Annotated in this window: 25 protein-coding genes; 4 read left to right on the top strand and 21 right to left on the bottom strand. The window is 60.5% G+C overall.

Annotated features, from left to right (window positions below; genetic code table 11):
* Positions 1 to 79 precede the first annotated feature (79 nt).
* The 5 genes from prfB to rpmE form a co-directional block, all read right to left on the bottom strand.
* The gene (prfB, locus tag ACTQ0H_RS04220; RefSeq protein WP_441042315.1) at positions 80 to 1,228 is read right to left on the bottom strand and encodes a peptide chain release factor 2; all 1,149 of its coding nucleotides are present in this window, start codon (positions 1,226 to 1,228) and stop codon (positions 80 to 82) included.
* On the bottom strand, positions 1,228 to 4,035 hold the full coding sequence (gene secA, locus ACTQ0H_RS04215) for a preprotein translocase subunit SecA (RefSeq protein ID WP_441537938.1): 2,808 nt from the start codon (positions 4,033 to 4,035) through the stop codon (positions 1,228 to 1,230). Before secA ends, prfB begins: the two co-directional genes overlap by 1 nt.
* A gap of 156 nt (positions 4,036 to 4,191) precedes the next feature.
* The gene (locus tag ACTQ0H_RS04210) at positions 4,192 to 4,464 is read right to left on the bottom strand and encodes a hypothetical protein (RefSeq protein WP_441547853.1); all 273 of its coding nucleotides are present in this window, start codon (positions 4,462 to 4,464) and stop codon (positions 4,192 to 4,194) included.
* On the bottom strand, positions 4,451 to 5,554 hold the full coding sequence (locus ACTQ0H_RS04205; RefSeq protein ID WP_441537937.1) for a hypothetical protein: 1,104 nt from the start codon (positions 5,552 to 5,554) through the stop codon (positions 4,451 to 4,453). The genes ACTQ0H_RS04210 and ACTQ0H_RS04205 overlap by 14 nt, the downstream gene beginning before the upstream one ends.
* 191 nt (positions 5,555 to 5,745) lie before the next feature.
* Positions 5,746 to 6,171: a 50S ribosomal protein L31 gene (gene rpmE / locus ACTQ0H_RS04200; protein ID WP_154516018.1), complete on the bottom strand. Its 426-nt coding sequence runs from the start codon at positions 6,169 to 6,171 to the stop codon at positions 5,746 to 5,748.
* Between the two features lie 350 nt (positions 6,172 to 6,521).
* Here rpmE and ACTQ0H_RS04195 point away from each other — a divergent pair, with 350 nt between their 5' ends.
* The 3 genes from ACTQ0H_RS04195 (at position 6,522) to ACTQ0H_RS04185 (ending at position 9,232) form a co-directional block, all read left to right on the top strand.
* A complete protein-coding gene (locus tag ACTQ0H_RS04195; RefSeq protein ID WP_006235289.1) occupies positions 6,522 to 6,809 on the top strand; it encodes an ACT domain-containing protein in 288 nt (95 codons plus the stop codon).
* Positions 6,810 to 6,883: 74 nt separating this feature from the next.
* Positions 6,884 to 8,302, top strand: a complete 1,419-nt coding sequence (locus tag ACTQ0H_RS04190; RefSeq protein WP_441537936.1) for a citrate synthase — start codon at positions 6,884 to 6,886, stop codon at positions 8,300 to 8,302.
* Between the two features lie 87 nt (positions 8,303 to 8,389).
* On the top strand, positions 8,390 to 9,232 hold the full coding sequence (locus ACTQ0H_RS04185; RefSeq protein WP_441537935.1) for a Cof-type HAD-IIB family hydrolase: 843 nt from the start codon (positions 8,390 to 8,392) through the stop codon (positions 9,230 to 9,232).
* Between the two features lie 118 nt (positions 9,233 to 9,350).
* Here ACTQ0H_RS04185 and ACTQ0H_RS04180 read toward each other — a convergent pair whose 3' ends face one another.
* From ACTQ0H_RS04180 to ACTQ0H_RS04165, 4 genes are all read right to left on the bottom strand, one after another.
* Positions 9,351 to 10,145: a Cof-type HAD-IIB family hydrolase gene (locus ACTQ0H_RS04180; RefSeq protein ID WP_118098921.1), complete on the bottom strand. Its 795-nt coding sequence runs from the start codon at positions 10,143 to 10,145 to the stop codon at positions 9,351 to 9,353.
* Between the two features lie 206 nt (positions 10,146 to 10,351).
* Positions 10,352 to 12,172: an adenine deaminase gene (locus ACTQ0H_RS04175; protein ID WP_441056895.1), complete on the bottom strand. Its 1,821-nt coding sequence runs from the start codon at positions 12,170 to 12,172 to the stop codon at positions 10,352 to 10,354.
* Positions 12,173 to 12,445: 273 nt separating this feature from the next.
* Positions 12,446 to 13,657 carry a tyrosine--tRNA ligase gene (tyrS, locus tag ACTQ0H_RS04170; RefSeq protein WP_154516034.1) on the bottom strand — a complete coding sequence of 404 codons (1,212 nt, stop codon included), beginning with the start codon at positions 13,655 to 13,657 and terminating at the stop codon, positions 12,446 to 12,448.
* Between the two features lie 96 nt (positions 13,658 to 13,753).
* Entirely contained in the window at positions 13,754 to 15,607 is a 1,854-nt protein-coding gene (locus tag ACTQ0H_RS04165) for a U32 family peptidase (protein ID WP_441547852.1), read from the bottom strand.
* 265 nt (positions 15,608 to 15,872) lie between these two features.
* Between ACTQ0H_RS04165 and ACTQ0H_RS04160 the strand changes: the two genes are divergently transcribed.
* Positions 15,873 to 18,053, top strand: a complete 2,181-nt coding sequence (locus tag ACTQ0H_RS04160; RefSeq protein ID WP_441537933.1) for a transglycosylase domain-containing protein — start codon at positions 15,873 to 15,875, stop codon at positions 18,051 to 18,053.
* A gap of 172 nt (positions 18,054 to 18,225) precedes the next feature.
* On the opposite strand, the gene ACTQ0H_RS04155 is transcribed toward ACTQ0H_RS04160, so the two are convergent.
* From ACTQ0H_RS04155 to ACTQ0H_RS04100, 12 genes are all read right to left on the bottom strand, one after another.
* Positions 18,226 to 18,663, bottom strand: a complete 438-nt coding sequence (locus tag ACTQ0H_RS04155; RefSeq protein WP_154516043.1) for an arginine repressor — start codon at positions 18,661 to 18,663, stop codon at positions 18,226 to 18,228.
* 132 nt (positions 18,664 to 18,795) lie between these two features.
* On the bottom strand, positions 18,796 to 19,923 hold the full coding sequence (locus ACTQ0H_RS04150) for a glycosyltransferase (protein ID WP_441537932.1): 1,128 nt from the start codon (positions 19,921 to 19,923) through the stop codon (positions 18,796 to 18,798).
* Between the two features lie 68 nt (positions 19,924 to 19,991).
* Positions 19,992 to 20,816 (bottom strand): tRNA pseudouridine(38-40) synthase TruA, encoded by an 825-nt coding sequence (truA, locus tag ACTQ0H_RS04145; protein ID WP_441537931.1) that lies wholly within the window; start codon positions 20,814 to 20,816, stop codon positions 19,992 to 19,994.
* A gap of 92 nt (positions 20,817 to 20,908) precedes the next feature.
* Entirely contained in the window at positions 20,909 to 21,391 is a 483-nt protein-coding gene (gene rplQ, locus ACTQ0H_RS04140) for a 50S ribosomal protein L17 (RefSeq protein ID WP_271742473.1), read from the bottom strand.
* Positions 21,392 to 21,421: 30 nt separating this feature from the next.
* Positions 21,422 to 22,363 (bottom strand): DNA-directed RNA polymerase subunit alpha, encoded by a 942-nt coding sequence (locus ACTQ0H_RS04135; RefSeq protein WP_154516055.1) that lies wholly within the window; start codon positions 22,361 to 22,363, stop codon positions 21,422 to 21,424.
* Positions 22,364 to 22,395: 32 nt separating this feature from the next.
* On the bottom strand, positions 22,396 to 22,992 hold the full coding sequence (gene rpsD, locus ACTQ0H_RS04130) for a 30S ribosomal protein S4 (RefSeq protein ID WP_006235275.1): 597 nt from the start codon (positions 22,990 to 22,992) through the stop codon (positions 22,396 to 22,398).
* A 19-nt stretch (positions 22,993 to 23,011) separates the two neighbouring features.
* Positions 23,012 to 23,416: a 30S ribosomal protein S11 gene (gene rpsK / locus ACTQ0H_RS04125; protein WP_006235274.1), complete on the bottom strand. Its 405-nt coding sequence runs from the start codon at positions 23,414 to 23,416 to the stop codon at positions 23,012 to 23,014.
* A 14-nt stretch (positions 23,417 to 23,430) separates the two neighbouring features.
* On the bottom strand, positions 23,431 to 23,805 hold the full coding sequence (rpsM, locus tag ACTQ0H_RS04120; protein ID WP_154516058.1) for a 30S ribosomal protein S13: 375 nt from the start codon (positions 23,803 to 23,805) through the stop codon (positions 23,431 to 23,433).
* 14 nt (positions 23,806 to 23,819) lie between these two features.
* Complete coding sequence (rpmJ, locus tag ACTQ0H_RS04115) at positions 23,820 to 23,933, bottom strand: 50S ribosomal protein L36 (RefSeq protein ID WP_006363204.1); 114 nt, start codon at positions 23,931 to 23,933, stop codon at positions 23,820 to 23,822.
* A 151-nt stretch (positions 23,934 to 24,084) separates the two neighbouring features.
* Entirely contained in the window at positions 24,085 to 24,303 is a 219-nt protein-coding gene (infA, locus tag ACTQ0H_RS04110; RefSeq protein WP_035137443.1) for a translation initiation factor IF-1, read from the bottom strand.
* A gap of 232 nt (positions 24,304 to 24,535) precedes the next feature.
* Positions 24,536 to 25,324: a type I methionyl aminopeptidase gene (gene map, locus ACTQ0H_RS04105; protein ID WP_329738298.1), complete on the bottom strand. Its 789-nt coding sequence runs from the start codon at positions 25,322 to 25,324 to the stop codon at positions 24,536 to 24,538.
* Positions 25,321 to 25,947, bottom strand: coding sequence for an adenylate kinase (locus tag ACTQ0H_RS04100; RefSeq protein ID WP_154516064.1), 627 nt, complete (start codon positions 25,945 to 25,947; stop codon positions 25,321 to 25,323). Before ACTQ0H_RS04100 ends, map begins: the two co-directional genes overlap by 4 nt.
* Positions 25,948 to 25,963: the final 16 nt, after the last annotated feature.

Raw genomic sequence — 25,963 nt, 5'->3', positions numbered from 1 at the left:
AACCACCCCGCGGCGGGTTTGCTCTGGATATAAAACCGCCTGTCCAGAGTTTAGTGTCGGTCCGTGACTCACCCGGGGCTTAAGCGGACGGAGACTCCGCATCAGCATTGCCGGTAGCCCAGCGATGGTAGCCGATCACAAACGGATCCAAGTCGCCATCGTCGAGAACGGCGTCGACGTTGCTGGTCTCCACGCCCGAGCGCAGGTCCTTGACCATCTGATACGGATAGAGCACGTAGCTGCGGATCTGGTTGCCAAAGCCAATCGTGGTCTTGGGACCGCGGATCTCGTCGAGCGCCTCGGCGCGCTTCTCGAGCTCAATCTCGTACAGGCGGGCCTTGAGAATCTGCATACACGCGGCCTTGTTCTGAATCTGGCTGCGCTCATTTTGGCAGGTCACTACAATGCCGCTGGGAAAATGCGTCACGCGCACGGCGGAGTCGGTGGTGTTGACGCCCTGGCCGCCCGGGCCGCTTGCGTGGTACACGTCGACGCGGATATCGTCGGGGTTGATCTCGATATCGATATCGTCGGGCAGCACCGGAATGACCTCGACGCCGGCAAACGTAGTCTGTCGACGCTTCTTGTCATCGGTGGGGCTAATGCGCACCAAACGGTGAACGCCGGCCTCGGCACGAAGCATACCGAAGGCATCCTTGCCCTCAACGGTAAAGGTCGCGCGATCAATGCCAATGACCTCGGCAGCGGGGCAATCGTTGATGGTGACCTTCCAGCCGCGGCGTTGGCAGTACTTCATGTACATCTTAAAGAGCATGAAGGTCCAGTCCTGCGCCTCCAAGCCGCCCTGTCCGGGCTTGATGGTCACAATCGCGTCACCGTGATCGAACTCGCCGGTAAACCAGCTCGAAAGTTCGAGCTCATCGATGGCGCGAGCCAGACGATCAGCCGTGGCGGCAGCCTCCTCACGCAGTGCAGCGGCATCGGGGTCATCGCCCATTTCCTCGGCAAGTTCCAGCGCCGCGCGGGCATCGGAGAGCTCGCCGCGCGCGGTATCCACGGCGGCGATATCCTCCTTGGCGCGCGCAATCTCTTCCATCGTGGCGCGAGCGGCATCGGCGTCGTCCCAAAAGCCGGGAGCGACGCTCTTGGCCTCAAGCTCGGTCACGTGGGTGCGCTTCTCGTCCAAATGAAGATACGACTCGACCTCGCCGAGCCGGTCCGCAAACTTGTCCAGCTCGGCGGGCGTTACCTCTAAAGCCTCGGCCATTAACGATTCCTGCCGTGGCAGTACTTGAACTTCTTGCCGCTGCCGCAAGGGCACGGTTCGTTGCGACCCACGTTGACATACGGGTCGTCGCTCTCGGACTTGCGGTAGGTGGTCACCTTAGCGCCGTTGTTGACAGCTGCCGGTCCGCCCTGGACGGCCGTGCGAGCCTGTGCCCGTGCCTCCTTGCGCAGGACCGAGTTGCCGTTGTCGCCATCGACGTCGGCGGGGCCGGAGAAGCGCGCACCCTCGAGCGCGGGGTCCTCCTTGTGCTCGACGGCACGCGGGGCGGCCTTAATCTCGATGCGCAGGACGGTGCGCAGGTAATCCTCGTACATGGTGTCAACGAGCATCTGGAAGGCACCATAGGCCTCGGTCTTGTACTCGACCAGCGGGTCGCGCTGACCAAAGCCGCGCAGTCCGATACCGGTCTTGAGATAGTCCATCTCCTGCAGGTAGTTCATCCAGCGGGTATCGATGACGCGCAACATAACCTGAGTATTGAGCTCGCGCATGAGGTCCTCGCCCAGGCGCTCGGCCTTCATGTTGTAGCACTTCTCGACGTAGGCCAGGACATCGGCAGCAAGGGCCTCGTAATCCTCGTCGGGGAACTTGGGCGTATCGATATGGCCGGTCAGCTCCACGACCCACTTGCGCAGGCCATCGAGGTCGCGCTCGCCGTCGTGGCTGTCCTTAGTGCAAAACTCCTGCACGCAGCGGTACACGGTGTCGTGCATGACCTCGGTGATGTGGTCGGTCAGGTCCTTACCGTCCAGAATCTTGTTGCGCTCGGCGTAGATAACCTGGCGCTGTTTGTTCATCACGTCGTCGTACTCAAGAACGCTCTTGCGCATGGAGAAGTTGATGCTCTCGACCTTGTGCTGGGCGCTCTCGACGGCCTTGGAGATGATCTTGTGCTGGATGGGCATGTCGTCGCCCATTTCTGCCGTGACCATCATCTTGGAGACGCGGTCCATCTTGTCGCCACCGAACAGGCGCATCAGATCGTCCTCGAGCGACAGGTAGAACTGGGTCTCGCCCGGATCGCCCTGACGACCGGAGCGGCCGCGCAGCTGGTTGTCGATACGACGGGACTCATGGCGCTCGGTACCGATGACGGTCAGGCCGCCGGCGGCAAGCACGCGCTCGCGCTCGGCCTTGCAGGTCTCCTTGGCCTCGGCGTTAAACTGCTCGAGCTGCTCGGGCGTCACGTCCTCCATGGTCAGGCCCTCGTACTCAAGGCGCTCGCGCACCAGCTCGTCGGGGTTGCCGCCCAGCAGGATGTCGGTACCACGACCGGCCATGTTAGTAGCGATGGTCACGGCGCCGTAGCGTCCGGCCTGGGCAACGATATGAGCCTCGCGCTCGTGGTGCTTTGCGTTGAGGACCTCGTGCGCGATGCCGCGCTTGGTAAGGGCGGCCGACAGCTTCTCGGAGCTTTCGATGGAGACGGTGCCCACCAGGACCGGCTGGCCCTTGGCGTGACGTCGCTCGACGTCGTCGGCAACGGCGTTGTACTTGGCCTGGATGGTGCGGTACACCAGGTCCTCGTGATCGACACGCTGCACGGGCTTGTTGGAGGGGATGACCTCGACGGGCAGCTTGTAGATCTCGCGGAACTCGGCGTCCTCGGTAAGCGCCGTACCGGTCATGCCGGAGAGCTTGTCATACAGACGGAAGTAGTTCTGCAGGGTGATGGTGGCAAGGGTCTGGTTTTCCTCGCGCACGAGCACGCCCTCTTTGGCCTCGATAGCCTGGTGCAGGCCCTCGGAGTAGCGACGGCCCTCCATGATGCGGCCGGTGAACTCATCGACAATCTTGACCTCGCCGTTGGTAACGACGTACTGCTTGTCGCGGTGGAACATGTATTGGGCCTTCAACGCCTGCTGCAGGTGGTTGACCAGCTGGCCCGAAAGGTCGGCGTAGATGTCCTCGATACCCAGGCGGCGCTCGATCTTCTTGAGGCCGCGCTCGGTGGCGGCAATGGTGTGCTTGGCCTCGTCCATGACGTAGTCGCCCGTGGGCTCCACGTCCTCGGTAGCGGTGAGCATATCGTGCGACACGTCCTCGCCGCGCTCCAGCCCGCGCACAGCGCGCGCGAAGTCCTTGTAGGTGCTGGCCGACTTGGTGCCGGCGCCCGAGATGATCAGCGGGGTCCTGGCCTCGTCGATCAGGATGGAGTCGACCTCGTCGACGATAGCGTAGCTGTGGCCGCGCTGGACGCGCTGCTCGGGGCGGGTGACCATGTTGTCGCGCAGGTAGTCAAAGCCAAACTCGGAGTTGGTGCCGTAGGTGACATCGGCCTGGTAGGCCGGGCGCTTAAGCTCGAGCGGCATGTTGTTCTGCAGCAGGCCGACGGTCATGCCCAAATACTTGTAGATGCGGCCCATCCACTCGGAGTCGCGCTTTGCCAGGTAGTCGTTGACGGTAACGACATGCACGCCCTTGCCGGCGATGGCGTTAAGATAGCCGGCCAGGGTGGAGACGAGCGTCTTGCCTTCGCCGGTCTTCATCTCGGCGATATGACCCTCGTGCAGCGCCATGGCGCCGATGAGCTGTACGTCAAAGTGACGCATGCCCGTGATGCGCTTTGAAGCCTCGCGCACGGTGGCAAAGGCCTCGGGGAGCATGTCGTCAAGCGACTCGCCGTTAGCATAACGCTCGCGGAACTTATCGGTCTGGCCGCGAAGCTCCTCCTCGGTCATCTTCTCAAACTGAGGCTCAAGCCCGTTGATCTGGTCAACGATCTTGTAGTAGCGCTTAAGGTCCTTATCGGATCCAAAGGACAGCAGCTTTGACATGAATCCCATGTGGTTTTCCTTTTTTGGCCATCGCCCGTAGCGCACTGCACTGGGCGAGTTAAACACAGATAGTTGTACTTTAGCCAAACGGGACGCACGCTATACGCTCGACCTCATCCCCCACGTAATAACTACGACCGACCTGCCAAAAAGGGACGTTTTATTTTAGTGGCTACGGCCCAGATAAGCGCCGATAACTTTGCGCTGCTCGGCGCTCGCCCGATAGTAGACGCGAAGCTCGCCTTCGGCATTCAAATCAAAGCGCGCCTCGTCAATCAGGCCATTCTTGTGCGCGGTCATGAGCGCCTCCTGCATGCGCGGCCTTGCAAAGGCGGCAAACGATGCATACTCGGCCGCGAGATCGGCCATCACATCGTCGACGCAAGCCTCGTTATGGCAAACAAAATAATCGAGCATGGCATAATTAAGCGGAAGCATCCCGATCACCGTCCTTTTTAACCATGTCGAGGGGATTCACGGCGATCAGGCAAATGCCGACGAGGTTGACGACGGCCGCCACCCATGCGACGGACGGAAGCGCGTAGCCGTCAAAGCCCAAGACCAGGCCGACGATAATCCACGTAAACAGCGGCGCTGTAAAGGTATAGGTGCCGTTGATGGCCATGCCCAGCGCCGTGCCGCACATGGAGTTGGCGCGATACCAGCTCATAAACGAAAAGTAGGCGGCAAAACCGGAGCAGGCGAAAAACACGACGGAGGATTTGTCGGTGAGCGCTTGGGCGACAAGGACGTAACTCTGACCAAGGGGCTCTCCGCATGCCAAGGTTAGGGCCGGCAGTACCAAGCACAGGTTGCCGACCCCCGAGACAAGCTGACGGATGTTGATGGCGATCTGAGGATCGATCATGCAGGTGGCGCGGCCGCCCACGCATCCCTCGACGCCCCAGCACAGGGCGGCTAACAGCGCCAGGCCCAGGCCAAGCGCCATGCCGGAAGATGACTGCCCGCTCAGGCCGGCGCTACCGATCATGGCGCCGGCGACCACGCAGACAACGATGCCGGTGACGACACGGGGGCTAAGCGGCTGTCGGTAGAGCACGCGGGCGAGCACCGCACCGATCGCGGGGTTGAGCGCGGCGATGGGCACGGCAAGCGTGCCTGCCTGCGAAAGCGCGATAACGTAGGCGGCAGAAGCGATGGGCCCGCCAATGAAGGCGGCGGCGATAACGATGACGCCGGGCTTTGAGGCGATGCAGCGGCCTAGGTCGGCGAGTTTGCCCTGACCGGCAGTGAAATACGTGGCCCAGACGGCACTCAGCACGTCATTGACGCCCGAGGCGATCGTGGGCAAGATGAATACCGCCAAAAGGCCGGAGGGAGCAAATGCATCGAACCAACCGGCCCAAACGCCAAAGAGCTGACCGGCGGTAACAAAGGCCGTGTACAGCGCATACATGCAGCTCGAAAGCGCCGCGACAGCGATACCCTTCCTAAAATAGGCAGCATCGAGCGCACGCTTCTTTGCCACCGCGAGCTCGCGATTGCCCAAGGACGTCGATGTGTCCACGTAGCCTCCTATCGGTTACCTGCCAAAAAGGGACAGGTTTATTTTGGCAGGTTTTATCTGGGCAAACGAAAAATCCCCACCGTTCGGTGCAAAGAGGACGTGCTACTTTGCGTCGATAAGAAAAGGGCCGTGCACCCAATTGGATGCACGGCCCTTTTGCCATGAATGCGAGCGATTCCTCGGCGAGCTATTTACTCAGCAGCCTCGGTGGTCTCGGCCTCGGCAGCGGCCTCCTCGACGGGAGCCTCTGCGGGAGCCTCGGCGGCCTGCTTGGCAGCCTCCTCGGCAAACTTAGCGGCACGCTTGGCCTTCTCGGCAGCCTTAGCCTCAGCGGCGGCCTTGCGAGCGGCCTCGGCCTCAGCAGCCTTGGCGGCCTTGGCAGCCTTGGCCTCCTCGGCCTTCTTGAGCTGGGCGGCAGCGGCGCCACCGAACTTGTCGGCGAAGCGCTGGACGCGTCCACCGGTGTCGACGAACTTCTGCTGGCCGGTGTAGAACGGGTGGCACTCGTTGCAAAGCTCGACCCTCATCTCGGACACGGTAGCGTGCGTCTTGAAGGTGTTGCCGCAGGAGCACGTCACCGTGCACTCGACATACTGGGGATGGATACCCTGCTTCATGGTAGGACTCCTTATTGGTCAGGCGCTGGTTACCGATCAGCGCATAAGGCGTCTTGGTTTCCGACCAAGACAACAAACTCGGCTATGTTACCACGGCGTCGAGCGTCCCACAAAAGGTTCACGGTCTTTACGCCGGAGCGCACAGGCGAATCTGCCCGATCGCGGCGCCAACAGAGCCGCCCGAGCTGTCCAGGGTGCCAAAAAATACACCCTACGAGACAAGCGCTCCATGTTGCAGACGTGTAACGCCGCAGCAAAGGCGCCCCTTTTTGCACAGGACAGGTACAATGATGAACACTGTACCGTAGCGGAGCGCCGCCGCGCGCCGCCAACACGCGAAAGGGTTTCCCATGGCCGAGATCTCGTCCTCCCGTATCGTCATCACCGTCCTTGGCAAGAACCGCCCCGGCATTGTCGCCGGCGTCACCCGCGTCCTGGGCGAAGCCAATGTCGACATCCGCGACATTACGCAGTCCATTATCGAGGACATCTTCACCATGACCATGCTGGCCGACACCGCCGAGTCCAAGCTCGACTTCGCCGAGCTGCAGAAGGCCCTGGCCGAGGCCGGCGAGCTTTCGGGCGTTAACGTGTCCATCCAGCGCGAGGACGTCTTTAACTTTATGTACCGCCTGTAGCGAACAGGCTGCGTGACGACGGCCCAACGTGCGCCCAGGCGCAACGTCGCCACATGGCCCGGAGAGGAGCGCACATGGCCTACGACGCCAAGAAAATCTATTACCGCTTCGACGACCACCTGAGCCGCCTGGTCTTGGACTACGAAGCAAGCCGCCAGATTTCGCCCGAAAGCGAAAATCTATACTACGGCCTGCCGACCGACCCTTATGACGAGGACCTGTTTGTCGAGCACGATGTCAAGCGCGGCCTGCGCAATGCAGATGGCTCGGGCGTGGTTGCAGGCCTCACTCGCATCTCGGATGTGCATGGCTACAACAAGGTCGACGGAAAGGTTGTGCCCGATCAGGGCAAGCTCACGCTTCGTGGCTACAGCATCGAAGATCTGGTCAACAATGCCCAGGCCGAGAACCGCTACGGCTACGAAGAAGTCGCCTACCTGCTCATCACGGGCTCTCTGCCCACCAAGGAAGAGCTTGACGGTTTTTGCGAACGCCTAGGTGCTTTTAGGCACCTGAGCGACGAATACGTCCGCGTGTTCCCCATGACCACGGTATCCTCGAGCATCATGAACGTGCTTCAGCGCGCCGTGTTGCTGCTCTATGCCTTCGATGCCGATCCCGATGCAATCACACCCGAGCACGAGATCGACGTTGCCATTTCCATGCTGGCACGCCTGCCCCGCATCGCCGCCTTTGCGCACATGGCATCGATCGCAAAGTGCCACGGTTCGGAGATGCACGTGCCGCACCCCACGCCCGGTCTCTCCACCGCCGAGACCATTCTGCAGGTCCTGCGCGGCGGCATGGCGTTCACCCGCGACGAGGCCATGCTGCTCGACGTGATGCTCATGCTCCACGCCGAGCACGGCGGCGGTAACAACTCCACCTTCGCCTGCCGCGTGCTGTCTTCTTCGGCCACCGACCCGTATTCCGCCTACGCCGCGGCTATCGGCTCGCTCAAGGGCCCGCGTCACGGCGGTGCCAACGCCAAGGTCGTATCCATGCACGAGGACATTCGCGCGCATGTTTCCAACTGGGAAGACGATGACGAGGTTGCTGCATATCTGAGCAAGATTCTCGACAAGCAGGCCTTTGACGGCACGGGGCTCATCTACGGCATGGGTCACGCCGTCTACACGCTCAGCGACCCGCGCGCCGAGGTCTGCCGCCACTACGCACGTTCGCTCGCCGCCAAGAAAGATCTGGGCGAGGAATTCGCGCTGATCGAGCGCATCGAGCGCCTGGCGCCCCAGGTCATGCGCGACCATGGCATGACCAAACCTATCTGCGCCAATATTGACCTGTACACGGGCTTTATCTACAAGATGCTCGGCGTACCCGAGACGCTCTTTACGCCGATGTTCGCCGTGGCCCGCATGGCAGGCTGGTCGGCACACCGCATGGAAGAGCTCTTCTGCGCACACCGTATTATTCGCCCGGCATACCGTCCGGTAATCGAGCCACTGGAGTACAAGCCACTCGCCGACCGTTAGGACGCGCACCGTTATAGAACACGAGCGTGGCCAGGGTATCACCGCCCTCGGCCACGCTTTTTATGCCAGCAGAAAGGGCTGCATCGAATGATTGTTTTTTCCGATATGGATGGAACACTGTTGACGAGTGACAAGCAGATGAGCGACGCCACCTGGGCGATGCTCGACGAGCTCGCACGTCGCGGCATTGAGTTTGTACCGTGCACGGGGCGTCCGCTGTCGGGCGTCTTTGAGGACATCCTCGCCCATCCTGCCGTGCACTACGCGGTCTGCGCCAATGGTGCTAGCGTCTGGCAGCTCGACGAGGATGTGCCCACCGATGCCTCACGCGCCACGCGCATATTGAGCCGACCGCTCGACCGCGCCATCGCCCACCGCGTCCATAGCATTGCCGCTGGCCACGATGTGACCTTCGATATCTTCGCGGATGGACAGTGCTTCCTCCCCCGCTCGCTCTACACGCGCCTGGACGAATTCTGCGGCGGAGATCCTCACATCGCGGCATCGCTCAAGCGCACGCGAACGCCGATCGACATGGATATCGACAGCAAGATCGACGAGGTCGAGGTGCTCGAACGCATCGCCATGTACTGGCACGACCCGGCCGATCGCGACGCCATCGCGGCTGAGCTCGACACGCTCGGAGGCATTGAGGTCACGCGTTCGTACGCCATGAATATCGAGGTCATGGGCGGGGGCGCCACCAAGGGAACGGCATTGGCTTGGCTATGTGGGCATCTGGGCGAGCGTCTCGCCGACGCCTGGGCGTTCGGCGACAACATCAACGACATCCCCATGCTGCAGGCGGCGGGCCACGGTACGGCGATGATCAATGCCGAGCCCGAGGACCGCGAAGCCGCCGGCGCCATCACCGAATACGACAACGACCACGACGGCGTCGCCCGCGCCATCATGGCCGCCCTCGCCTAGCAGCAGCAACCCGGCAGGGTAGCTAATTTGGGACGGGGCTTTTTTAGCTACCCTGGTCACAGTAGTCGTTGGGGGCACTCTTCACGGGGCGCTGCAAGGACTGTCCCCATCTGCCGAATTAGGCGAGACTCTCCAGCACGCGACGGAGCTCCTGCTGGACGGCGTGGTCGCGGTTGCACCCCACCACGCGATCGGCAACTGCCTTGAGCGCGGGGCGCGCGTTTTCCATCGCGCAGCCCGTGCCGACAAAGCGAATGATCTCGTAGTCGTTCATCGAGTCGCCAAATGCCATGATCTCATCGCGCCCAATGCCGTAATGCTCCGCGAGCTGCGCGATGCCAGAGGCCTTCGACACGCCGGGCTGCATGGCATCGATCCACGCGTTGCCCGAAGGCGCAAAGGTAAAGAACTGGCCGAGCTCGCGCTGCAGTACGTAAGCGCTGTCCATAACGGCACCATCATCGCAAAAGATACTCGCCTTGATGATATTTACGCTGGGATCGGGCAGCTCCCAAATGCGCTCGGCATTGGGAAGGTCCTTATCCACCTCGCGCACGAACTTACTCTCGTCATCGAGCAAGAAGGACTTGGTTCGGTCAAAGAGCGCAAGATGCAGATTGGGAAACGTCGCGACGGCCTGGGCGAGCTTTCGAATCGCCAGGTGCGAATACACCTCACGGCCTACCATTTTGCCGTCGGCGTAGACCTGGGCACCGTTAGCTGCGACAAAGTCCATTTTGTCGCGAACGGGCGCAAAGAACTCGCACAGGCGATCGTAGCGGCGGCCTGACGATGCGGCAAAATGCACGCCATGCTCGCGTAGCGCCAAAATCAGTTCGTAGGTCTCGGGAGGCACCTGGCCGTTTTCGTCAAGCAACGTGCCGTCCATATCGGATGCAATCAGCTTAAACATAGAAAAGCTCCCTTCGGGCTTGCTGGAATCGAACGTGTATCCGATTCCAACGTACCCAAAGGGAGCTCAAATAAGACCCCGCAGTCATAAACGTTACATAGACCTGGCAAATAGCTCACGCGCGCCAGAGAGCCCACGGTCGCGGCGTCAGGCGACACGCCAAAGAGTGTCCCCAGCGACTAGTCGTTTAAGAACGTCCCCGATGACTAGTCGGCGTAGGTGAAGGTGGTGACGTCGAACATGCCCTCGGGGCGGATGCGGAGCGTCGGGATGACCGGCAGGGGCAGGAAGATGATGCCCATGATGGGGTCGAGCGGCGGCTCAATACCCATGGCGCGCGCCTTGACCATAAAGTCGTCGTGCTGCGCTGCGACATCCTCGGCCGTGCCCTCGCTCATCAGGCCACCGAGCGCCAGCGGAATGCGGGCCACGACCTCGCCGTTGCGCACCAGCACGTGACCGCCCTGGCCCACGGCCTCAACAGCAGCCATCATATCGGCGGCGTTGTCGCCCACCACGCACACGTTGTGCGAGTCGTGGCCGATCGTGGAGGCAATGGCACCACCGGTGATGGTGAAACCGCGCACCCAGCCGCGACCGATATGCTTGCCGACCAGGCCCAGGCCATCGGGGCCGTCGCCGTCGACGCCCTCGGCTTGCAGCGACACGCCGCGGCCATGGCGCTCAATCAGCATAATGCGGCGCAGGCCCTCGGCGCTCTCGGGGCGAGCCATACCCGTGATGGCCTTACCCGGCACCACGTCAATCACAGCCTCGCCCGGCTTAAAGGCATAGTCGAAAACGTCGAGCGAAAGCTTCGGCAGCTTAACAGAGGCGCGCAGCTCGTCGGCAAGGGCTGCAACCTCAGCCATCTCGGGTGCGATCTCGCCCACAAAGGCGCCATCCTGCGCCACCAGAGCACCGGCGGCATATACGCGATGCGGGGCCGTGGCAAACGTCAGATCGTTGAGCACCAGCAGGTCGGCACGCTTACCCGGAGCGATGGCGCCGCGGAGCTCATGCGGATCGCGGCAACCGTGGTCCAGACCAAAGGCCTCGGCCGTGGAAAGGGACGCCATGGAGATGGCGACCACCGGGTCGATGCCGGCCTCGATGGCCACGCGGCAGGCGTTGTCGATCATGCCGGTCGAAAGCGCGTCGGAGGGGGCGCGGTCGTCGGTCGCAAAGCAGCAGCGGCGAGCACGGGCGGGGTTTTCCAGCAGCATAGGCGACAGGTTGGCAAGATCATGGCTGCAGGTGCCTTCGCGCAGCATGACATACATGCCGCGGGATAGCTTGTCGAGCGCTTCCTCGGGAATCGTCGACTCGTGGTCGGCGATAATACCCGCCGCGGCATAGGCGTTGAGATCCTTGCCGGCAACAAGCGGAGCATGACCGTCAACCTGCTTGGACGGTGTCTGGTTGGCAGCATCGATGCGAGCGCAGGTCTCGGGGTCGGCCATAAAGACACCCGGCAGGTTCATCATTTCGCCCAGGCCAAAGACGTCGCCCGGATGCTCGGCAAAAAACGCCTGCATATCGGCAGCAGTGATAACGGCACCGGCCTGCTCGTCGGGCAGTGCGGGCACGCACGAAGGCATCATGTACTTGATGGAGATGGGCGCGCGACAACCGTCCTCGATCATAAAGCGCAGGCCGTCTAGGCCGGAAACGTTAGCGATCTCGTGGCTGTCGGCAATAGCGGTGGTGGTACCACGCGTCGCCGCCATGCGCGCATACTCGGCAGGGCGGATGTTCGAAGACTCGATATGCAAGTGTCCGTCAATAAAGCCGGGTGCGAGATAGCGACCCTGACAGTCGATAACCTCAGCTGCCTCGTACGTGCCAGCAGCGTCATCTCGACCATCGTAGAGAACACCGACAATCACGCCGTCCTTGACGGCGACGCTACCGGGCGCCACGCGCTGACCGTACACATCAACGATCTGTGCGTTGGCAAACAGCGTGTCGACGGGCACGCGGCCCTCGGCGGCATCGATCACAGACCTCATGACCTCAACGGACATACATACTCCTTTAACCGTAGAAAAAAGCTGCGGAGCGGACAGACCTTCACCGCAGCAAGCCAATAGCCATTGTATGCCCAAACGATGGGTCAGCAATACGCCCCTCTGCTTAACGGCACACACCGCTTGGCGCAATGGGGACAGGCTGCTTTGCACCACTGACAAGGAGTGTCCCAAAGTGCCGGCACAAAAGGATCATCCCTAAGTGCCAAAAAGGCCGCAGTCGGAAATCCCGGCTGCGGCCTTGTTGCACTTGTGAGGTCAACTTGCTCGTTAGACCAGCTTAAAGCCCTTGCGCTTGCCCACGGAGAGGGTGTCGCCCAGCTTGAGGGCACTGGGGTCGATGTTGTAGCTCTTGGGAGCCACGGCCTTGCCGTTGATCTTGACACCGCCGCCATCGATGTCGCGACGAGCCTGGCCGGCGCTGGCCGAAAGACCCAGGTCCTTGAGCAGGCCGGCAAGGTAAATCTGGCCCTCGTCGTTTACAGTCAGCTCAATATGCTTCTCGGGGAAGTCGGCGAGCTGGCCCTCCTTGAACACGCGGTCGAACTCGGCCTGAGCCTCGTCGCCGGCACCGGCGCCGTGGTAGGTGTCGCACAGGTCGCGGCCCAGAGCGCGCTTGAGCTCATAGGGATCGGCAGAGCCATCGGCCAGGGCAGCGTCGATCTTGTCGACCTCGGCCGGGGTGAGCGAGCTCGCCAGGCGGTAGTACTTGCCGATCATCTCGTCGGGGATGGACATGGTCTTGCCGAACATATCCTTGGGCGCGTCGGTCAGACCGATGTAGTTGCCATAGGACTTGGACATCTTACGGACGCCATCGGTGCCCTCGAGCAGCGGCATGGTGAGCGCGATCTGCGGCTCCATGCCCATCTTCTCCATGAGCTCACGGCCGGCGAGCAGGTTGAAAAGCTGGTCGGTGCCGCCCATCTCCACGTCAGCCTTGATCATGACCGAATCGTATGCCTGCATCACGGGATACAGGAACTCGTGCAGGGCGATCGGCGTCTGGGACTGATAGCGCTTGGTAAAGTCATCGCGCTCAAGAATGCGGGCGACGGTGAACTTGGAGCACACCTGCAACAGACCGGCCAGGTCCATCGACAAGATCCAGTCGCCGTTGTGCACGATGGTGGTCTTCTCGGGGTCCAAGATCTTCATGGCCTGGCTCACGTAAGTCTCGGCGTTGGCCTCGATCTGCTCCTGAGAAAGCTGCGGGCGGGTGGAGTTCTTGCCCGAAGGATCGCCGATCAGCGCGGTACCGTTGCCGATGATCAGGGTGACGTTGTGGCCCAGGTCCTGGAACTGGCGCATCTTGCGCAGGGGCACGGCGTGGCCCAGGTGCAGGTCGGGACTGGTGGGATCGACGCCGAGCTTGATGTTGAGGGGCTCACCCTTCTCAAGCTTCTTACGAAGGTCGGCCTCGGGGACAATCTTCGCGGCGCCCGAGGTGATGATACGCATTTGCTCGTCAACAGACAGCATTGGGTATCCTCCTTTTGCTATAGCACCCTCGCCGAAAACAGCGGTGCTGGAAGTCCATAAACTCTCATATGATAACAAACTGACGCGACGCGGCACCTACGACAGGAAAATCCTCGTCCTGCCGCATGCGTCGATGGCAACTGGCAAACGTGTACCGTCACGATCGACCAGATAGCGCGTCTGCCGGCGACGCAAGCAGTCGCGGCAACAGGCCTGTCCCGTCGCATCGGTGGCACAGACGCCCTCGGCGGTCAGCAGGCAGTGCTCGCACACCATGAGCTCGGGACGATCGGTATCGACGGGGCCCAGGACGCCAGGACAGGCGGCAAGCTCGGCAACGCGTTTCGCATCGTGAGCGACAAGTTCGGCAGGCAAAAACACGCGCTGCGCCCCAAGCCCCCGCAACCAGGCGAGCGTTGCCCGATTCGCACAGAACACCGGCGCTGCCACGTCAAAGGCGACGCGCAGTTCGCGAGCTATCGCCACTTGTCCCAGATTACGACAGACGATGCGGCCGGCGCGCTGCATGAGCGACCGAGTCCGCTCGATATCGCCCACACGGCAGACCTCGTCGAGCACAACAGTCGCATCGGACAGGTCGAGCTCTTCGTTTGGGTCCTGGTCCATCAGCTGCCAGGCAAAGACCAAGCGAGCGGCGACAGACTCTGCAGGTTCTTCCGGCTGCGTTCCGCTATCCATCAGAACGCCCGCAAACGGCAGCGTCTCGACAGCGCGTTTCGCAAGCGCGACCGCATCGGCCTCGGCCCGCATGCGCTCCAGCGCCGCCGCCGTTTGCTCAAGCACACCAGCGCTGCGAATCAGATACACTTCGCAGCCCGCGTCGACCTTGCGCTTGCAATGGACAACGATGCGCTCCCCCGCCGCGGCATCCACCGGGCAGGGAACTTGCGGCCAGCGTTTAGGTACATCGGGACGCGCGTCGGCGCCCGGGTAAAACCTGATCTCGAGCGTATCGCCCGCCGCCACGGCGGCATCGAGCTCGACGGTCACTTCCTCGTGTCCCACGGCAACCAAACGGCCCACACGCACGCCCTGGTTGATCGCGCGTTCAAAACTCATAAGCTCCGCGCCCGAGCGGCCTCGCAGATACGCGTCGGTAAACCCGCGGTTAAACGACCTTCCCAGCTCACGTTCGAGCGCCTGCACGGCATCGGGATCCCACGCGCCATCACGCAGCATATCGAGCGCCCGGCGCCACGCCCGCACCACGTTGTAGACGTAGTCGGGGTTCTTCATACGCCCCTCGATCTTGAGCGACGCCACCCCGGCAGCAACAAGCTCGGGTAAATGAGCAATGCCCAGATAGTCACGCGGGCAGAGCAGACGATCGCCTTCGACGGCAACGACGCTCTCCCCAGCCTCATCCACCAAATCGTATGCCAGGCGGCACGGCTGCGTGCAGTCGCCACGCATCGCCGACCGTCCGCGCCGCAGGGCCGAAAACTCGCACGCGCCCGAATAGCCAATGCATATGGCGCCATGGCAGAACACCTCGATGGGCACACCGGTAGCGCAGAGCGTCACAATCTCTGCCACGGTCAGCTCGCGCGCCGTAGTCACGCGCTCGACCCCCAGCTCGTCAGCCGCCAAACGCACGGCCCCCTTGCTATGGACGCCCGCTTGGGTGGACAGATGAATCTCGACCCCCGGAATTGCCGCTTGCAGCGCGCGGGCTAGGCCCGCATCTGCCACGATCAGTGCATCGGCGCCCAGCGCATGCGCATGTGCCCCCAGTGCCACGGCTTCGGACAGCTCGTCGTCGAACACGAATACGTTGAGCGTCACGTACACGCGCACACCATGGGCGTGCGCCACGGCACACCCGCGCGCAAATTCGTCGTCACTAAACCCGTGCGCACTCACGCGGGCGTTAAATCCGCTCAACCCGGCATAAATGGCATCGGCACCTGCCGCGATTGCGGCGAGCATCTGATTGAGCCCGCCAGCAGGAGCCAACAGCTCGGGCAGTGCCAGCCCCGATGTTGGCGTCCCATTCCCGCATTGTCTGCTAGGCTCCGTCGCCCAAATCGCCATCGGCAAACTCCCTACCAAGGTATGCAATCGCTCTGTTAATTGCCGTCAACCAGCATACACGAGGCTTCGCGCGGCTCGATTGGTTTATCGTGTAATAACTTATGTCCATCCTGCCCGACGCACACCCGCCGCCTGGCACGACATACTTGGAGGTCAACATATGGGTCCTCGCCAACGACAGGGACACGGTCGCTCTAAGACGCACGCTCTGCCCGTCATCCTGCTTTCGCTTTTGGGTTTTTTGCTCATCGCGGGCGTAGCATTTGGCATCGGCATGATCGGCAACGTCAACCGCTGGCTGTCCGACCTGCCCGACTACACCGACGCCAACGCCTATCTGGTCAGCGAGCCCACCGAGATTGTTGACTGCAACGGCAACAAGATCGCCAGCTTCTATACCCAAAACCGCAAGTCCATCACCAAGGACCAGGTCTCCCCGTACGTCCTGCAGGGCACGATCGACGTCGAGGACGAGCGTTTCTACGAGCACGGCGGCATAGACCTCTTGGGCATCGCGCGTGCCTCGGTGGCAACCCTTGCCGGCGGCCACGAAGGAGCCTCGACCATCACCCAGCAGCTGGTGCGCAACACCATCCTGCAGGAGGAGCAGTTCGACTCGACCATCGAGCGTAAGGTGCGCGAGGCCTATATCGCCATCAAGATGGAGGACATGTACTCCAAAGACGAGATCCTCATGATGTACCTCAACACCATTTACTATGGCCACGGCGCCTATGGCATCGAGGCCGCCGCCGAGACCTACCTCTCCAAGAGTGCTTCCGACCTCACCCTGAGCGAGGCCGCGCTGCTCATCGGTCTGCCCAACTCGCCTTCACAGTACGACCCCACGGTCAATCCCGACCTGGCGCTTTCCCGCCGCAATAAGGTGCTCGACAACATGCTGCGCCTGGGCCACATCACGCAGGAAGAGCACGATGCCGCGCAGGCTGAGCCCATCACCCTCAACGTGACCGAGATCTCGGGCAGCGGCGTCGACGTATACTCACAGCCCTACTTTGTCTCCTACGTCAAGCAGCTGCTCGAGCAGGAGTTCTCCACCGACGTGCTCTTTAAGGGTGGCCTGACTGTTAAGACCACCATCGACCCCACCATGCAGCAGGTGGCCGAGGAGGCTGTGCGCTCACAGCTCGACACGCTTTCGCTCGATGGCCTGGACATGGGCATGGTTGTCGTTGACCCCAAGACCGGCTACATCAAGTGCATGGTGGGCGGCTACGACTACAACGCCGACGAGAATCACGTGAACCACGCTACGGCAAAGCGCCCCGTGGGCTCCACGTTTAAGGCCTTTACGCTGGCAACTGCCATCCAAAACGGCATGAACCCCAACGTCATTCTCAACTGCAACTCGCCACTCAAGGCCAAGGGCACCACGACCGAGGTGCAAAACTATGGCAAACAGAGCTATGGCAACATCACGCTTAAGCAGGCAACGGCATACTCATCCAACACCGGCTATATTCAGGTGGCCGAAGCCATCGGCAATGACAAGATCATGTCGCTCGTCAAAAAGCTCGGCATCGATCCCGCCAAGGACAATATCGAGGACGTTCCCGTCATGACGCTCGGCACCGGGTCCATCTCACCGCTCGAGATGGCATCGGCCTACGCCGCTTTTGCCAACGGCGGCTATTATCGCCAGCCGATCGCCATCACCGAGATCGACTCGCGTACCGGCTCGGTTCTGTACCAGCACACCGACAATCCCACGCGGGTGCTCACCGAAGGTGAGGCTGCCGCGGTTACCGACGTTCTATCCGGCGTCATGCAGGGCAGCGGCACGGGTGCCGCCGGCGCGCTGAGCGTCAACCAGCCCTATGCCGGCAAGACGGGCACCACTGACAACACCACCAACCTGTGGTTCTGCGGCTACACGCCGCAACTGGCATGCGCCCTGTGGACCGGCTATTCCGCAGGCGAGATTCCCATCCAAAAGTACGGTTCGGACCTGCTGGGCGACAGCACCAACCTGCCCGTCTTTAAGAAGTTCATGAACACCGTTCTTGCGGGCGCCGAGCGCGAGGAGTTCCCGACCGGAACGGCTCCCACGTACAAGAACAATAACGTCTGGAAGTTCTACGGCACAAACAACAAGAAGAAGGAAGAGGACGAGGATAAGGACGAAGACGAGGAAGAAGAGACGGAGACCACCGGCGGGAGCGGCAACGAGGGCGGTAACACCGGCGGCGAAGGCGATGCCGGCGGTACCACCCCTACTCCCGACCCCAGCCCCGATCCCAGCCCCAGCCCCAGCCCCGACCCTGGCCCGACCCCCGATCCCAGCCCTAGCCCGACCCCCGATCCCTCCACAGATCAGTAGATAGCAAAGCGCCCGAGCAGCTCAAAAGCTCGGGCGCTTTTTGCTGGGACATACATGGCATATCGCGCGCAATCGAGATGCCACGACAGGAGCGTCACAAAAAGGGCGTCGGCTCAAAACCGACGCCCCTGTATTTCTGCCGTCTTAGCTGGCGTTGTTTACGTGCGTAAAGCTATTTACGCGCGGCACTGAGCTTGTTAATCAGCGCTTCGAGGCGTTCGCCATCCTCGGCAGTCTGAGCGATAACCAAAATCGTGTCATTGCCGGCAAGCGATCCGAGCACATCGGGCAGCTCGGCCGCATCGACAGCCGCGGCAATGCCCGAGGCGGTGCCGGGCTGAGCCTTAATCATAACCAGGTTGTCGGTGCGCAACACACCGGTAACCAGCTCGGAGACCATGCGCTGCAGGTGCAGGTCCTCAGCCAGAACATAGATGCCCTCGGGCAGTTTGCGCAGCCCCATATCGGCGATGTCACGCGAAACCGTCGCCTGCGTGCAATCAAAGCCCATGGCGCGGAGTTCGTCCACCAGCACGCGCTGCGTACGCACGTCTTTATTGCGCACGATATCTCTGATGGCATCCTGGCGCCCGTTGCGTTTTTTAGCCATATAAAACCTCACTCCATAGATGGCGAAGACAATCTATCAGTGATTGAATAGTTTAGCGCTATTTGAGGCTATTTGTGAATAAGAACGCATTTCGAAACAATTCTATGCAAATTATTTTCGAATATGACACAGCTAGGCTACCCTTGCGCCCGTTCTGTTCAAAAAAGCAGCCAGATGCGCATACATAACGCAGCGCATAGGCTTAACGTTGGCAATCGGCCCAAACAAAAGTCCAAGGCCTCGGCGCTCTCCCTTAAGGGCCACCGCCATCTGGCGAGTCCGCACGTCATTGAGCATATCACGCAATCGTGCCGTGCGCTCAATTGAAGACACCCCATGGGGGCTCAGGCACAAATTCTCGATACAAGCAACCAAGCGGCCATAGTAAAACCGTTGGCAGGCCAGCTTTAGATGGTTATCGTCATCTATTGCGTCAAATGGCACGCAAAGCTCTTCAAGCGCCTTGGCGTCATCGGAAAGTCGCGAGAACATGGTGGGGTCGAATGAATCCGCAACCGATGGCGCGGCCGTATGGAAACAAGCTTCGGCGCACCCCAATACGCGTTCCGCATGCGAAAGGGCAGGCGCCAAAAAGGCGATCGCACGATACGACTCGGCATGCTGCAGACACAACTCAAACAGGGCGCGTTCATACATCACGCCGGAATGTTGACAAACCAGACCGCTCTCGACCAGCTTGGCCAGGCCTAAAGCCCGGTCTCCATCGTCGGCAAGGGCAATGGATTGCGCGTCCAACATACGAGAATGGCGTTCCCGATGCGTATCGTAGCGATCGAGCGACACCGAGGGAAATACGATATCTGCCGAGGTCTCACAAGCGACATCGAGCATTGCCAAAAACGCGTGCGGCGCAAACCACTCATCGGCGCTCATTGCGATAATGTGGGCCCCGCGCGAAGCGGCAAAACCCTCGCGAAGGCAAGCTCCGCTCGACGGATCGTCAACGTCTATCAAATCGATGTGAATATCTCTGCCCGCGGCAACATCGAGCGAATGACGAACGCCCGGCGCAGCGTTGCGACATGCAACGACAATCTGCATATCGTAGAGGTCTTGGTTTTGGACGCTTTCGAGTGCGCGCATCGCGTAGCTGGGTGAACCCTCCACAACAAGGATCACCGAAAGTCGCGGAAGCGAGCCACGTCGAAGCAAGTTATCCATCCTCTCGACAGCAATAATCAACTGCCGTTCATGGTACACCCCGGCAATAAACGCAACGAGTCGCCCGATGCGCTGCACGCCAAGAACAGATGTTGCACACGGCTCGCCCACACGAGCAGCATACTTAGATGGCTCTCGCTTCTCCCCTATTCGAGCGCGACGAGCTCGGTGGGGTCATAATCTACGCCCATAAAGGTAAGGCCGCACGCCGGCGCCGTGGGACCCGCAGCAGTACGATCGCAAGCGTCAATCACCTCGCGCATCCACTCGGGATCGCGACGATGCATGCCGATCTCGACGAGCGTTCCCACGATGGTGCGCACCATCGAATGCAAAAACGCATTGCCCTCGATGGTAAACGTGAGGATATCCTCGCCAAAGGCGACCTCGTGGCCAAACTCGGCACGCATCACGCAACGATGCGTTGGCTTGCCCACGGCAGAAGCGACCTTACAAAAGCTCTTAAAGTCCTGTTCGCCCAAAAGAGCTGGGCAGGCGGCTGCCATCGCATCCACGTCCAAAGGATAACGATGCCACCATACCGCGCCACGCGATAGCACCGGACGCGCATCGCGATCGGCAATGCGGTAGGTATAGGTCCGAGAACGTGCGTCAAAACGCGCAGAAAAGCCCTTACGGGCCCTGTAGACCTCATTAACGGCGATATCTTTGGGCAGCAGCGCATCCATAGCTCGCAGCCACCTGCGGCGCGTTAAAGCGAGCTCAGCGTCCGTAACGGGCACGCTGATGTATTGGGCCACCGCATGCACCCCTGCATCGGTGCGCCCGGCACACGTCAAATCGACTGAGCGGCGCAAGAGCGTCTCTATGGCAAGACGCAGCTCTCCGGCAACCGTCGTCTGCCCCGGCTGCTCGGCAAATCCGCTATAGGACGAGCCGTCATAGGCAACACGAAACACCAACGTGGCATCGAGCTCTGGAGTCAAATTGAAATCAGACGGCGCGGTCATGGGCGCTCCCAACAAACAAACAACGATATCGCGACAAAAAAAGAGGGGTACGCGAACGTACCCCTCGAATATAGCCTATGCAGACGAATTGTCTACTCAGCGGTCTCCTCAGCAGGAGCCTCCTCGGCAGCGGTCTCCTCGACAGCCTCGACCTTCTTGGGAGCAGCGGCCTTCTTGGGGGCCGGAGCAGCCTTCTTGGCCTTGGGCGTGCAAGGCTCGGTGACGAGCTCCATGATAACGATGGGAGCGTTGTCGCCCTTACGGTTACCGAGCTTCATGATGCGGGTGTAACCGCCGTTGCGATCCTGCCACATTCCCTGAGCAGCCTTGTCGAAGATCTCGGCAACGAGCTGCTTATCGCCGAGCTTGGCGATAGCCAGACGACGAGAGTGCAGGTCGCCCTTCTTGGCCCAGGTGATGATCGGCTCGACAACCGAACGCAGCGCCTTAGCGCGGGTCTCGGTGGTCTTGATGCGGTCGTTCTCGAAGAGGGCCTTGGCCAGGCTCTTCTTCATGGCCTTGGTGTGGCTCGCATCGGTGCCGAGCTTCAGGCCCTTCTTAACGTTGTGACGCATGGTCTAGTTTCTCCTCAAATATGCGAAGCATTAAGCCTTCAGGCTCAGGCCCATGGACTCAAGCTTGTCCTTCACTTCCTCGATCGACTTAACACCGAAGTTGCGGATGTTCAGAAGATCGTTCTCCGAGAACTCAACGAGCTGACGGACCGAGTGAATGCTGGCACGCTTAAGGCAGTTGTAGGAACGGACAGAAAGGTCCAGATCCTCGATCTGCTTGTCCAGCTCGGCGTTGTCGTTGGTGACCTCGGGAGCGAAGATCGAAACCTCCTCCTCGACCTCGGGGGTCTCGGCAAGGTTCATAAAGGCAGCCATATGCTGGTTGATGATATTGGCAGCCTGGACCACGGCGTCGCGCGGGGCGATGGAGCCGTTGGTCTCGATCTCGAGGACAAGGCGGTCGTAGTCGGTATGCTGACCGACACGGCAAGCCTCAACGAGCTTGGCGCAACGGGATACCGGCGAGTACAGCGAGTCGACGTGGATCACACCGATGGGATCGTTGTCGCGCTTGTTGGCCTCGCCAGAGACATAGCCGCGGCCATAGCCGATGCGCATGCTCATGGTGAGATGGCCACCCTCGGTGAGCGTAGCGATGTGCTGCTCGGGGTTGACCAACTCAAACTCGGACGGAATAAAGAAGTCCGCACCGGTGACCTCGCAGGGGCCGTCAACCGAGATGGTGGCGGTCGCCTCGTCGGTCGTGCCGAGAGCCCTGAAGACAAGACCCTTGACATTCAGGACGATGTCAGTGACATCCTCGACCATGTTAGGGATGGTCATGAACTCGTGCTGCGCACCATCGATCTGAATAGCCTCGACGGCGGCACCCTCGAGCGAGGACAGAAGAACGCGACGCAAGGAGTTGCCCAGCGTATCGCCGTAACCGCGCTCGAGCGGCTCGACGGAGACACGAGCAGACGTCTCGTTGATCTCTTCGACCTGAACCTGAGGCCTAATGAATTCTGACATGTATTACCTCCAGCCTCAGCAGCCCGGATGGACTACTTAGAGTAGAGCTCGACGATGAGCTGCTCGTTGATATCACCGCTGATCTGCTCACGCGTCGGCAGAGCGAGCACGTTACCAGACAGCTTCTCGATATCGACCTCAAGCCAGCCAGGGACCTCAAAGCGCTCGGAGGAAATCAGAGCCTCCTTGATGGGGAGGAGGTCACGGAACTTCTCGCCGACAGCGACGACGTCGCCGGCCTTGACGCGGTAGGACGGGATGTCCACGCGCTTGCCGTTCACGGTGAAGTGACCGTGGCGGACGGACTGACGAGCCTCTTTACGGGTGCGAGCGAAGCCAAGACGGAAAACAACGTTGTCGAGGCGAGACTCAAGGATGATCATGAGGTTCTCACCGGTGACGCCGTTCATCTTACGGGCCTTGTTGAAGTAGCCGTGGAACTGCTTCTCCAGAACGCCATAGATGAACTTGACCTTCTGCTTCTCGCGCAGCTGCATGCCGTACTCAGATTCCTTGCGACGGCGCTTGGGCTGACGGATAGATTCCTTCTTGCTGCTGTAACCGAGCTCAGCGGGATCGATCCCGAGCTGACGGCAGCGCTTAAGAACAGGAGTCCTGTCGATTGCCATATTGATACGATCCTTTCAGTTACACGCGGCGACGCTTCTTGGGGCGGCAGCCGTTGTGCGGGATGGGGGTCTTGTCCTGAATGCTCGAGACCTCGAGGCCAGCAGCCTGGAGGGAGCGAATGGCGGTCTCACGACCGGAGCCGGGGCCCTTGACGAAGACGGAAACCTTCTTCATACCGTGCTCCATGGCCTGCTTGGCAGCAGCCTCGGCAGCCATCTGGGCAGCGAACGGCGTGGACTTACGGGAGCCCTTGAAGCCCACCTGGCCAGCCGACTTCCAGGAAATGACGTTGCCTTGGGGATCGGTGATCGAAACGATCGTGTTATTGAACGTAGAACGGATGTGAGCCTGGCCCACGGAAATGTTCTTACGGTCCGCGCGCTTCAGACGGGCAGCGCGAACGTTCTTCTTAGCAGTAGCCATCTATCTAGCGCTCCTTATTTCTTCTTCTTAGCACCGATCTGACGCTTCGGGCCCTTGCGGGTACGAGCGTTAGTGTGGGTGCGCTGGCCGCGGACCGGGAGGCCCTTGCGGTGACGAAGGCCGCGGTTGCAGCCGATGTCCATAAGGCGCTTGACGTTCTGGTTGCGCTCACGGCGGAGGTCGCCCTCAACCATGATCTGGTTCTTGTCGATATACTCGCGGATGGCGTTAACCTCATCCTCGGTGAGGTCCTTAACGCGCGTATCCACGTTAACGTTGCACTCGACGCAAATCTTCGTCGCAGTGGTGCGGCCGATGCCGTAAATGTAGGTCAGACCGATCTCAACGCGCTTCTCACGCGGGAGGTCGACACCATTAATACGGGCCAACGTAGTCTCCTCTCTTAACCCTGACGCTGCTTATGACGGGGGTTCTCGCAAATGACGAGGACCTTGCCATGGCGCCTAATGATTTTGCACTTATCGCACATCTTCTTGACCGAAGGACGTACCTTCATCGTTCTTCCTTTCGGTAGCGCTCAAACTACTTCCCTACTATCTACTCGCCCAGCCGCAGGCGTTTAAAACTATGGCTGGTCTTCACACACAATCCGACCGTAGGTTGAGCTAAGCCTGCAGTCGGAAATAAGAGTGCGTGTATGCGTGCCGCTATTTGTAGCGATAGGTGATGCGGCCGCGGGTCAGGTCGTACGGGGAAAGCTCCACGACAACCCTGTCACCGGGGAGAATACGGATGTAATTCATTCGAATCTTGCCAGAAATGTTGCACAGAACCGAATGACCGTTCTCGAGCTCGACCTTAAACATGGCATTAGGCAACGGTTCCTTTACCGTACCCTCGAGCTCAATTGCGTCTTCCTTCTTCACAAGCAATCATCTTTCTCTAGAAAACGACAGCGATTGAGTATTCTACAACACGTATACACGCATCGTAATAACTTCGTAATGGCTCCACAACTACGTGGAACTTGTTACATTTGAAATGTAAAACAAAGCCGTTCCCTGATGCCCAAGATCGCCTTGAAATGAGAAGGCATAGACCTTGGGGTCATGCCTTCGAAATTGAAAGGCGAGGTTGGGCATCAGGGGGCGGCGACTTTTACATTTCTCCGCCTTGGAGCGAACACCAGGATCCTTGCGCATCGGTGGTGAGAATCACCGGACCGTCATTGGTGATGGCGACGGTGTTCTCGTAGTGCGCGGCGGGCAGGTGGTCGTTGGTGGTGACGATCCAACCATCGGAGCCCGTGCTCACATGGTTGGAACCCATCGTTACCATCGGCTCGATGGCAATGACCATACCGGCCTGGAGGCGAACGCCCCTCCCCTTCTTTCCATAGTTAGGAACGTTGGGGTCCTCGTGCATCACGCGGCCAATGCCATGACCCACATAGTCACGAAGCACGCCATAACCGTGAGACTCGGCGAGGGACTGGACGGCATAACCAACATCCCCGATATGGTTACCGGGAACAGCCTGCTCAATGGCAGCCTTAAGGCAATCGCGCGTAACCTCGCACAGGGCCTTGGCCTCGGGCGTAGGGGTGCCGACGAAAAACGTCCATGCGTTATCGCCAACCCAACCGTCAACAACGGCTCCCGTATCGATAGAGATGATATCGCCATCGCGCAGGATCATATCGGGGTTGGGAATACCGTGGACCACGGCATCGTTGATCGATGCGCAAATGGTCCCCGGGAACCCGCCGTAACCCTTAAAGGCCGGGGTGCCGCCATGCATGCGGATAATCTGCTCCGCGAGCTGATCGAGCTCAAAAGTCGAAACGCCGGGGCGCACCATGGCTCCAACGTGGCGGAGCGCCATCTTAGATAGCGCTCCTGCCTTCTTCATCTGCTCGATTTGCGTTGCAGACTTAATCTTAATCATAGACCGAGGGCCTCTTTGACATCCCCGTATACGGTCTCGCGAGCCTGGTCACCGTTGACCGACTTGAGCAGACCCTGGCCACGATAGTAATCGACAAGCGGGCTCGTGGACTTCTCGTAGACGTCGAGACGGTTCTTGATGGTCTCGGGCTTATCGTCGTCGCGCTGATACATCTCGCCGCCGCATTTGGGGCAGGTAACATCGGCAGCAGTGCCGGTGTAACCGCAGGCGCGGCAGGTGCGACGCGAGGACAGACGATCGATGATGACCTCGGGGGCAACGTCGACCAGAAGGGCGCAGTCGATCTCGCGACCCATGGTGGAGAGCTCGGAATCGAGCGTCACAGCTTGGGCGGTGTTGCGCGGGAAGCCGTCGAGGATGAAGCCCTGCTGGGCGTCATCGGCGGCAAGGCGCTCCTTGACAAGGTCGATCACGAGCTGGTCGGGAACGAGCTCGCCAGCGTCCATGTACTTCTTAGCCTGAATACCAAGCTCGGTGCCACCCTTGACGGCAGCACGCAGCAGGTCGCCCGTGGAGATGTGGGCGACGCCAAACTCGGCGACGAGCTCCTGTGCAACGGTGCCCTTACCGGCACCCGGAGCTCCGAGCAATACGAGGTTCATGAGCAATCCTCCTCTA

It is taken from the genome of Collinsella sp. LCP21S3_A3 (assembly GCF_052118905.1).
Classification (GTDB): domain Bacteria; phylum Actinomycetota; class Coriobacteriia; order Coriobacteriales; family Coriobacteriaceae; genus Collinsella.
The sequence above is the reverse complement of the archived record's forward strand: the minus strand, read 5'-3'. Positions and strand labels throughout refer to the sequence as shown.

Bases quoted from the DNA above. Each gene is read 5' to 3' on its own strand.
- prfB (WP_441042315.1), bottom strand. From the start codon at position 1,228: ATGGCCGAGGCTTTAGAGGTAACGCCCGCCGAGCTGGACAAGTTTGCG.
- secA (WP_441537938.1), bottom strand. From the start codon at position 4,035: ATGGGATTCATGTCAAAGCTGCTGTCCTTTGGATCCGATAAGGACCTT.
- ACTQ0H_RS04210 (WP_441547853.1), bottom strand. From the start codon at position 4,464: ATGCTTCCGCTTAATTATGCCATGCTCGATTATTTTGTTTGCCATAAC.
- rpmE (WP_154516018.1), bottom strand. From the start codon at position 6,171: ATGAAGCAGGGTATCCATCCCCAGTATGTCGAGTGCACGGTGACGTGC.
- ACTQ0H_RS04195 (WP_006235289.1), top strand. From the start codon at position 6,522: ATGGCCGAGATCTCGTCCTCCCGTATCGTCATCACCGTCCTTGGCAAG.
- ACTQ0H_RS04190 (WP_441537936.1), top strand. From the start codon at position 6,884: ATGGCCTACGACGCCAAGAAAATCTATTACCGCTTCGACGACCACCTG.
- ACTQ0H_RS04185 (WP_441537935.1), top strand. From the start codon at position 8,390: ATGATTGTTTTTTCCGATATGGATGGAACACTGTTGACGAGTGACAAG.
- ACTQ0H_RS04180 (WP_118098921.1), bottom strand. From the start codon at position 10,145: ATGTTTAAGCTGATTGCATCCGATATGGACGGCACGTTGCTTGACGAA.
- ACTQ0H_RS04175 (WP_441056895.1), bottom strand. From the start codon at position 12,172: ATGTCCGTTGAGGTCATGAGGTCTGTGATCGATGCCGCCGAGGGCCGC.
- tyrS (WP_154516034.1), bottom strand. From the start codon at position 13,657: ATGCTGTCTGTTGACGAGCAAATGCGTATCATCACCTCGGGCGCCGCG.
- ACTQ0H_RS04165 (WP_441547852.1), bottom strand. From the start codon at position 15,607: ATGCTCGCCGCAATCGCGGCAGGTGCCGATGCCATTTATGCCGGGTTG.
- ACTQ0H_RS04160 (WP_441537933.1), top strand. From the start codon at position 15,873: ATGGGTCCTCGCCAACGACAGGGACACGGTCGCTCTAAGACGCACGCT.
- ACTQ0H_RS04155 (WP_154516043.1), bottom strand. From the start codon at position 18,663: ATGGCTAAAAAACGCAACGGGCGCCAGGATGCCATCAGAGATATCGTG.
- truA (WP_441537931.1), bottom strand. From the start codon at position 20,816: ATGACCGCGCCGTCTGATTTCAATTTGACTCCAGAGCTCGATGCCACG.
- rplQ (WP_271742473.1), bottom strand. From the start codon at position 21,391: ATGCGTCACAACGTTAAGAAGGGCCTGAAGCTCGGCACCGATGCGAGC.
- ACTQ0H_RS04135 (WP_154516055.1), bottom strand. From the start codon at position 22,363: ATGTCAGAATTCATTAGGCCTCAGGTTCAGGTCGAAGAGATCAACGAG.
- rpsD (WP_006235275.1), bottom strand. From the start codon at position 22,992: ATGGCAATCGACAGGACTCCTGTTCTTAAGCGCTGCCGTCAGCTCGGG.
- rpsK (WP_006235274.1), bottom strand. From the start codon at position 23,416: ATGGCTACTGCTAAGAAGAACGTTCGCGCTGCCCGTCTGAAGCGCGCG.
- rpmJ (WP_006363204.1), bottom strand. From the start codon at position 23,933: ATGAAGGTACGTCCTTCGGTCAAGAAGATGTGCGATAAGTGCAAAATC.
- map (WP_329738298.1), bottom strand. From the start codon at position 25,324: ATGATTAAGATTAAGTCTGCAACGCAAATCGAGCAGATGAAGAAGGCA.
- ACTQ0H_RS04100 (WP_154516064.1), bottom strand. From the start codon at position 25,947: ATGAACCTCGTATTGCTCGGAGCTCCGGGTGCCGGTAAGGGCACCGTT.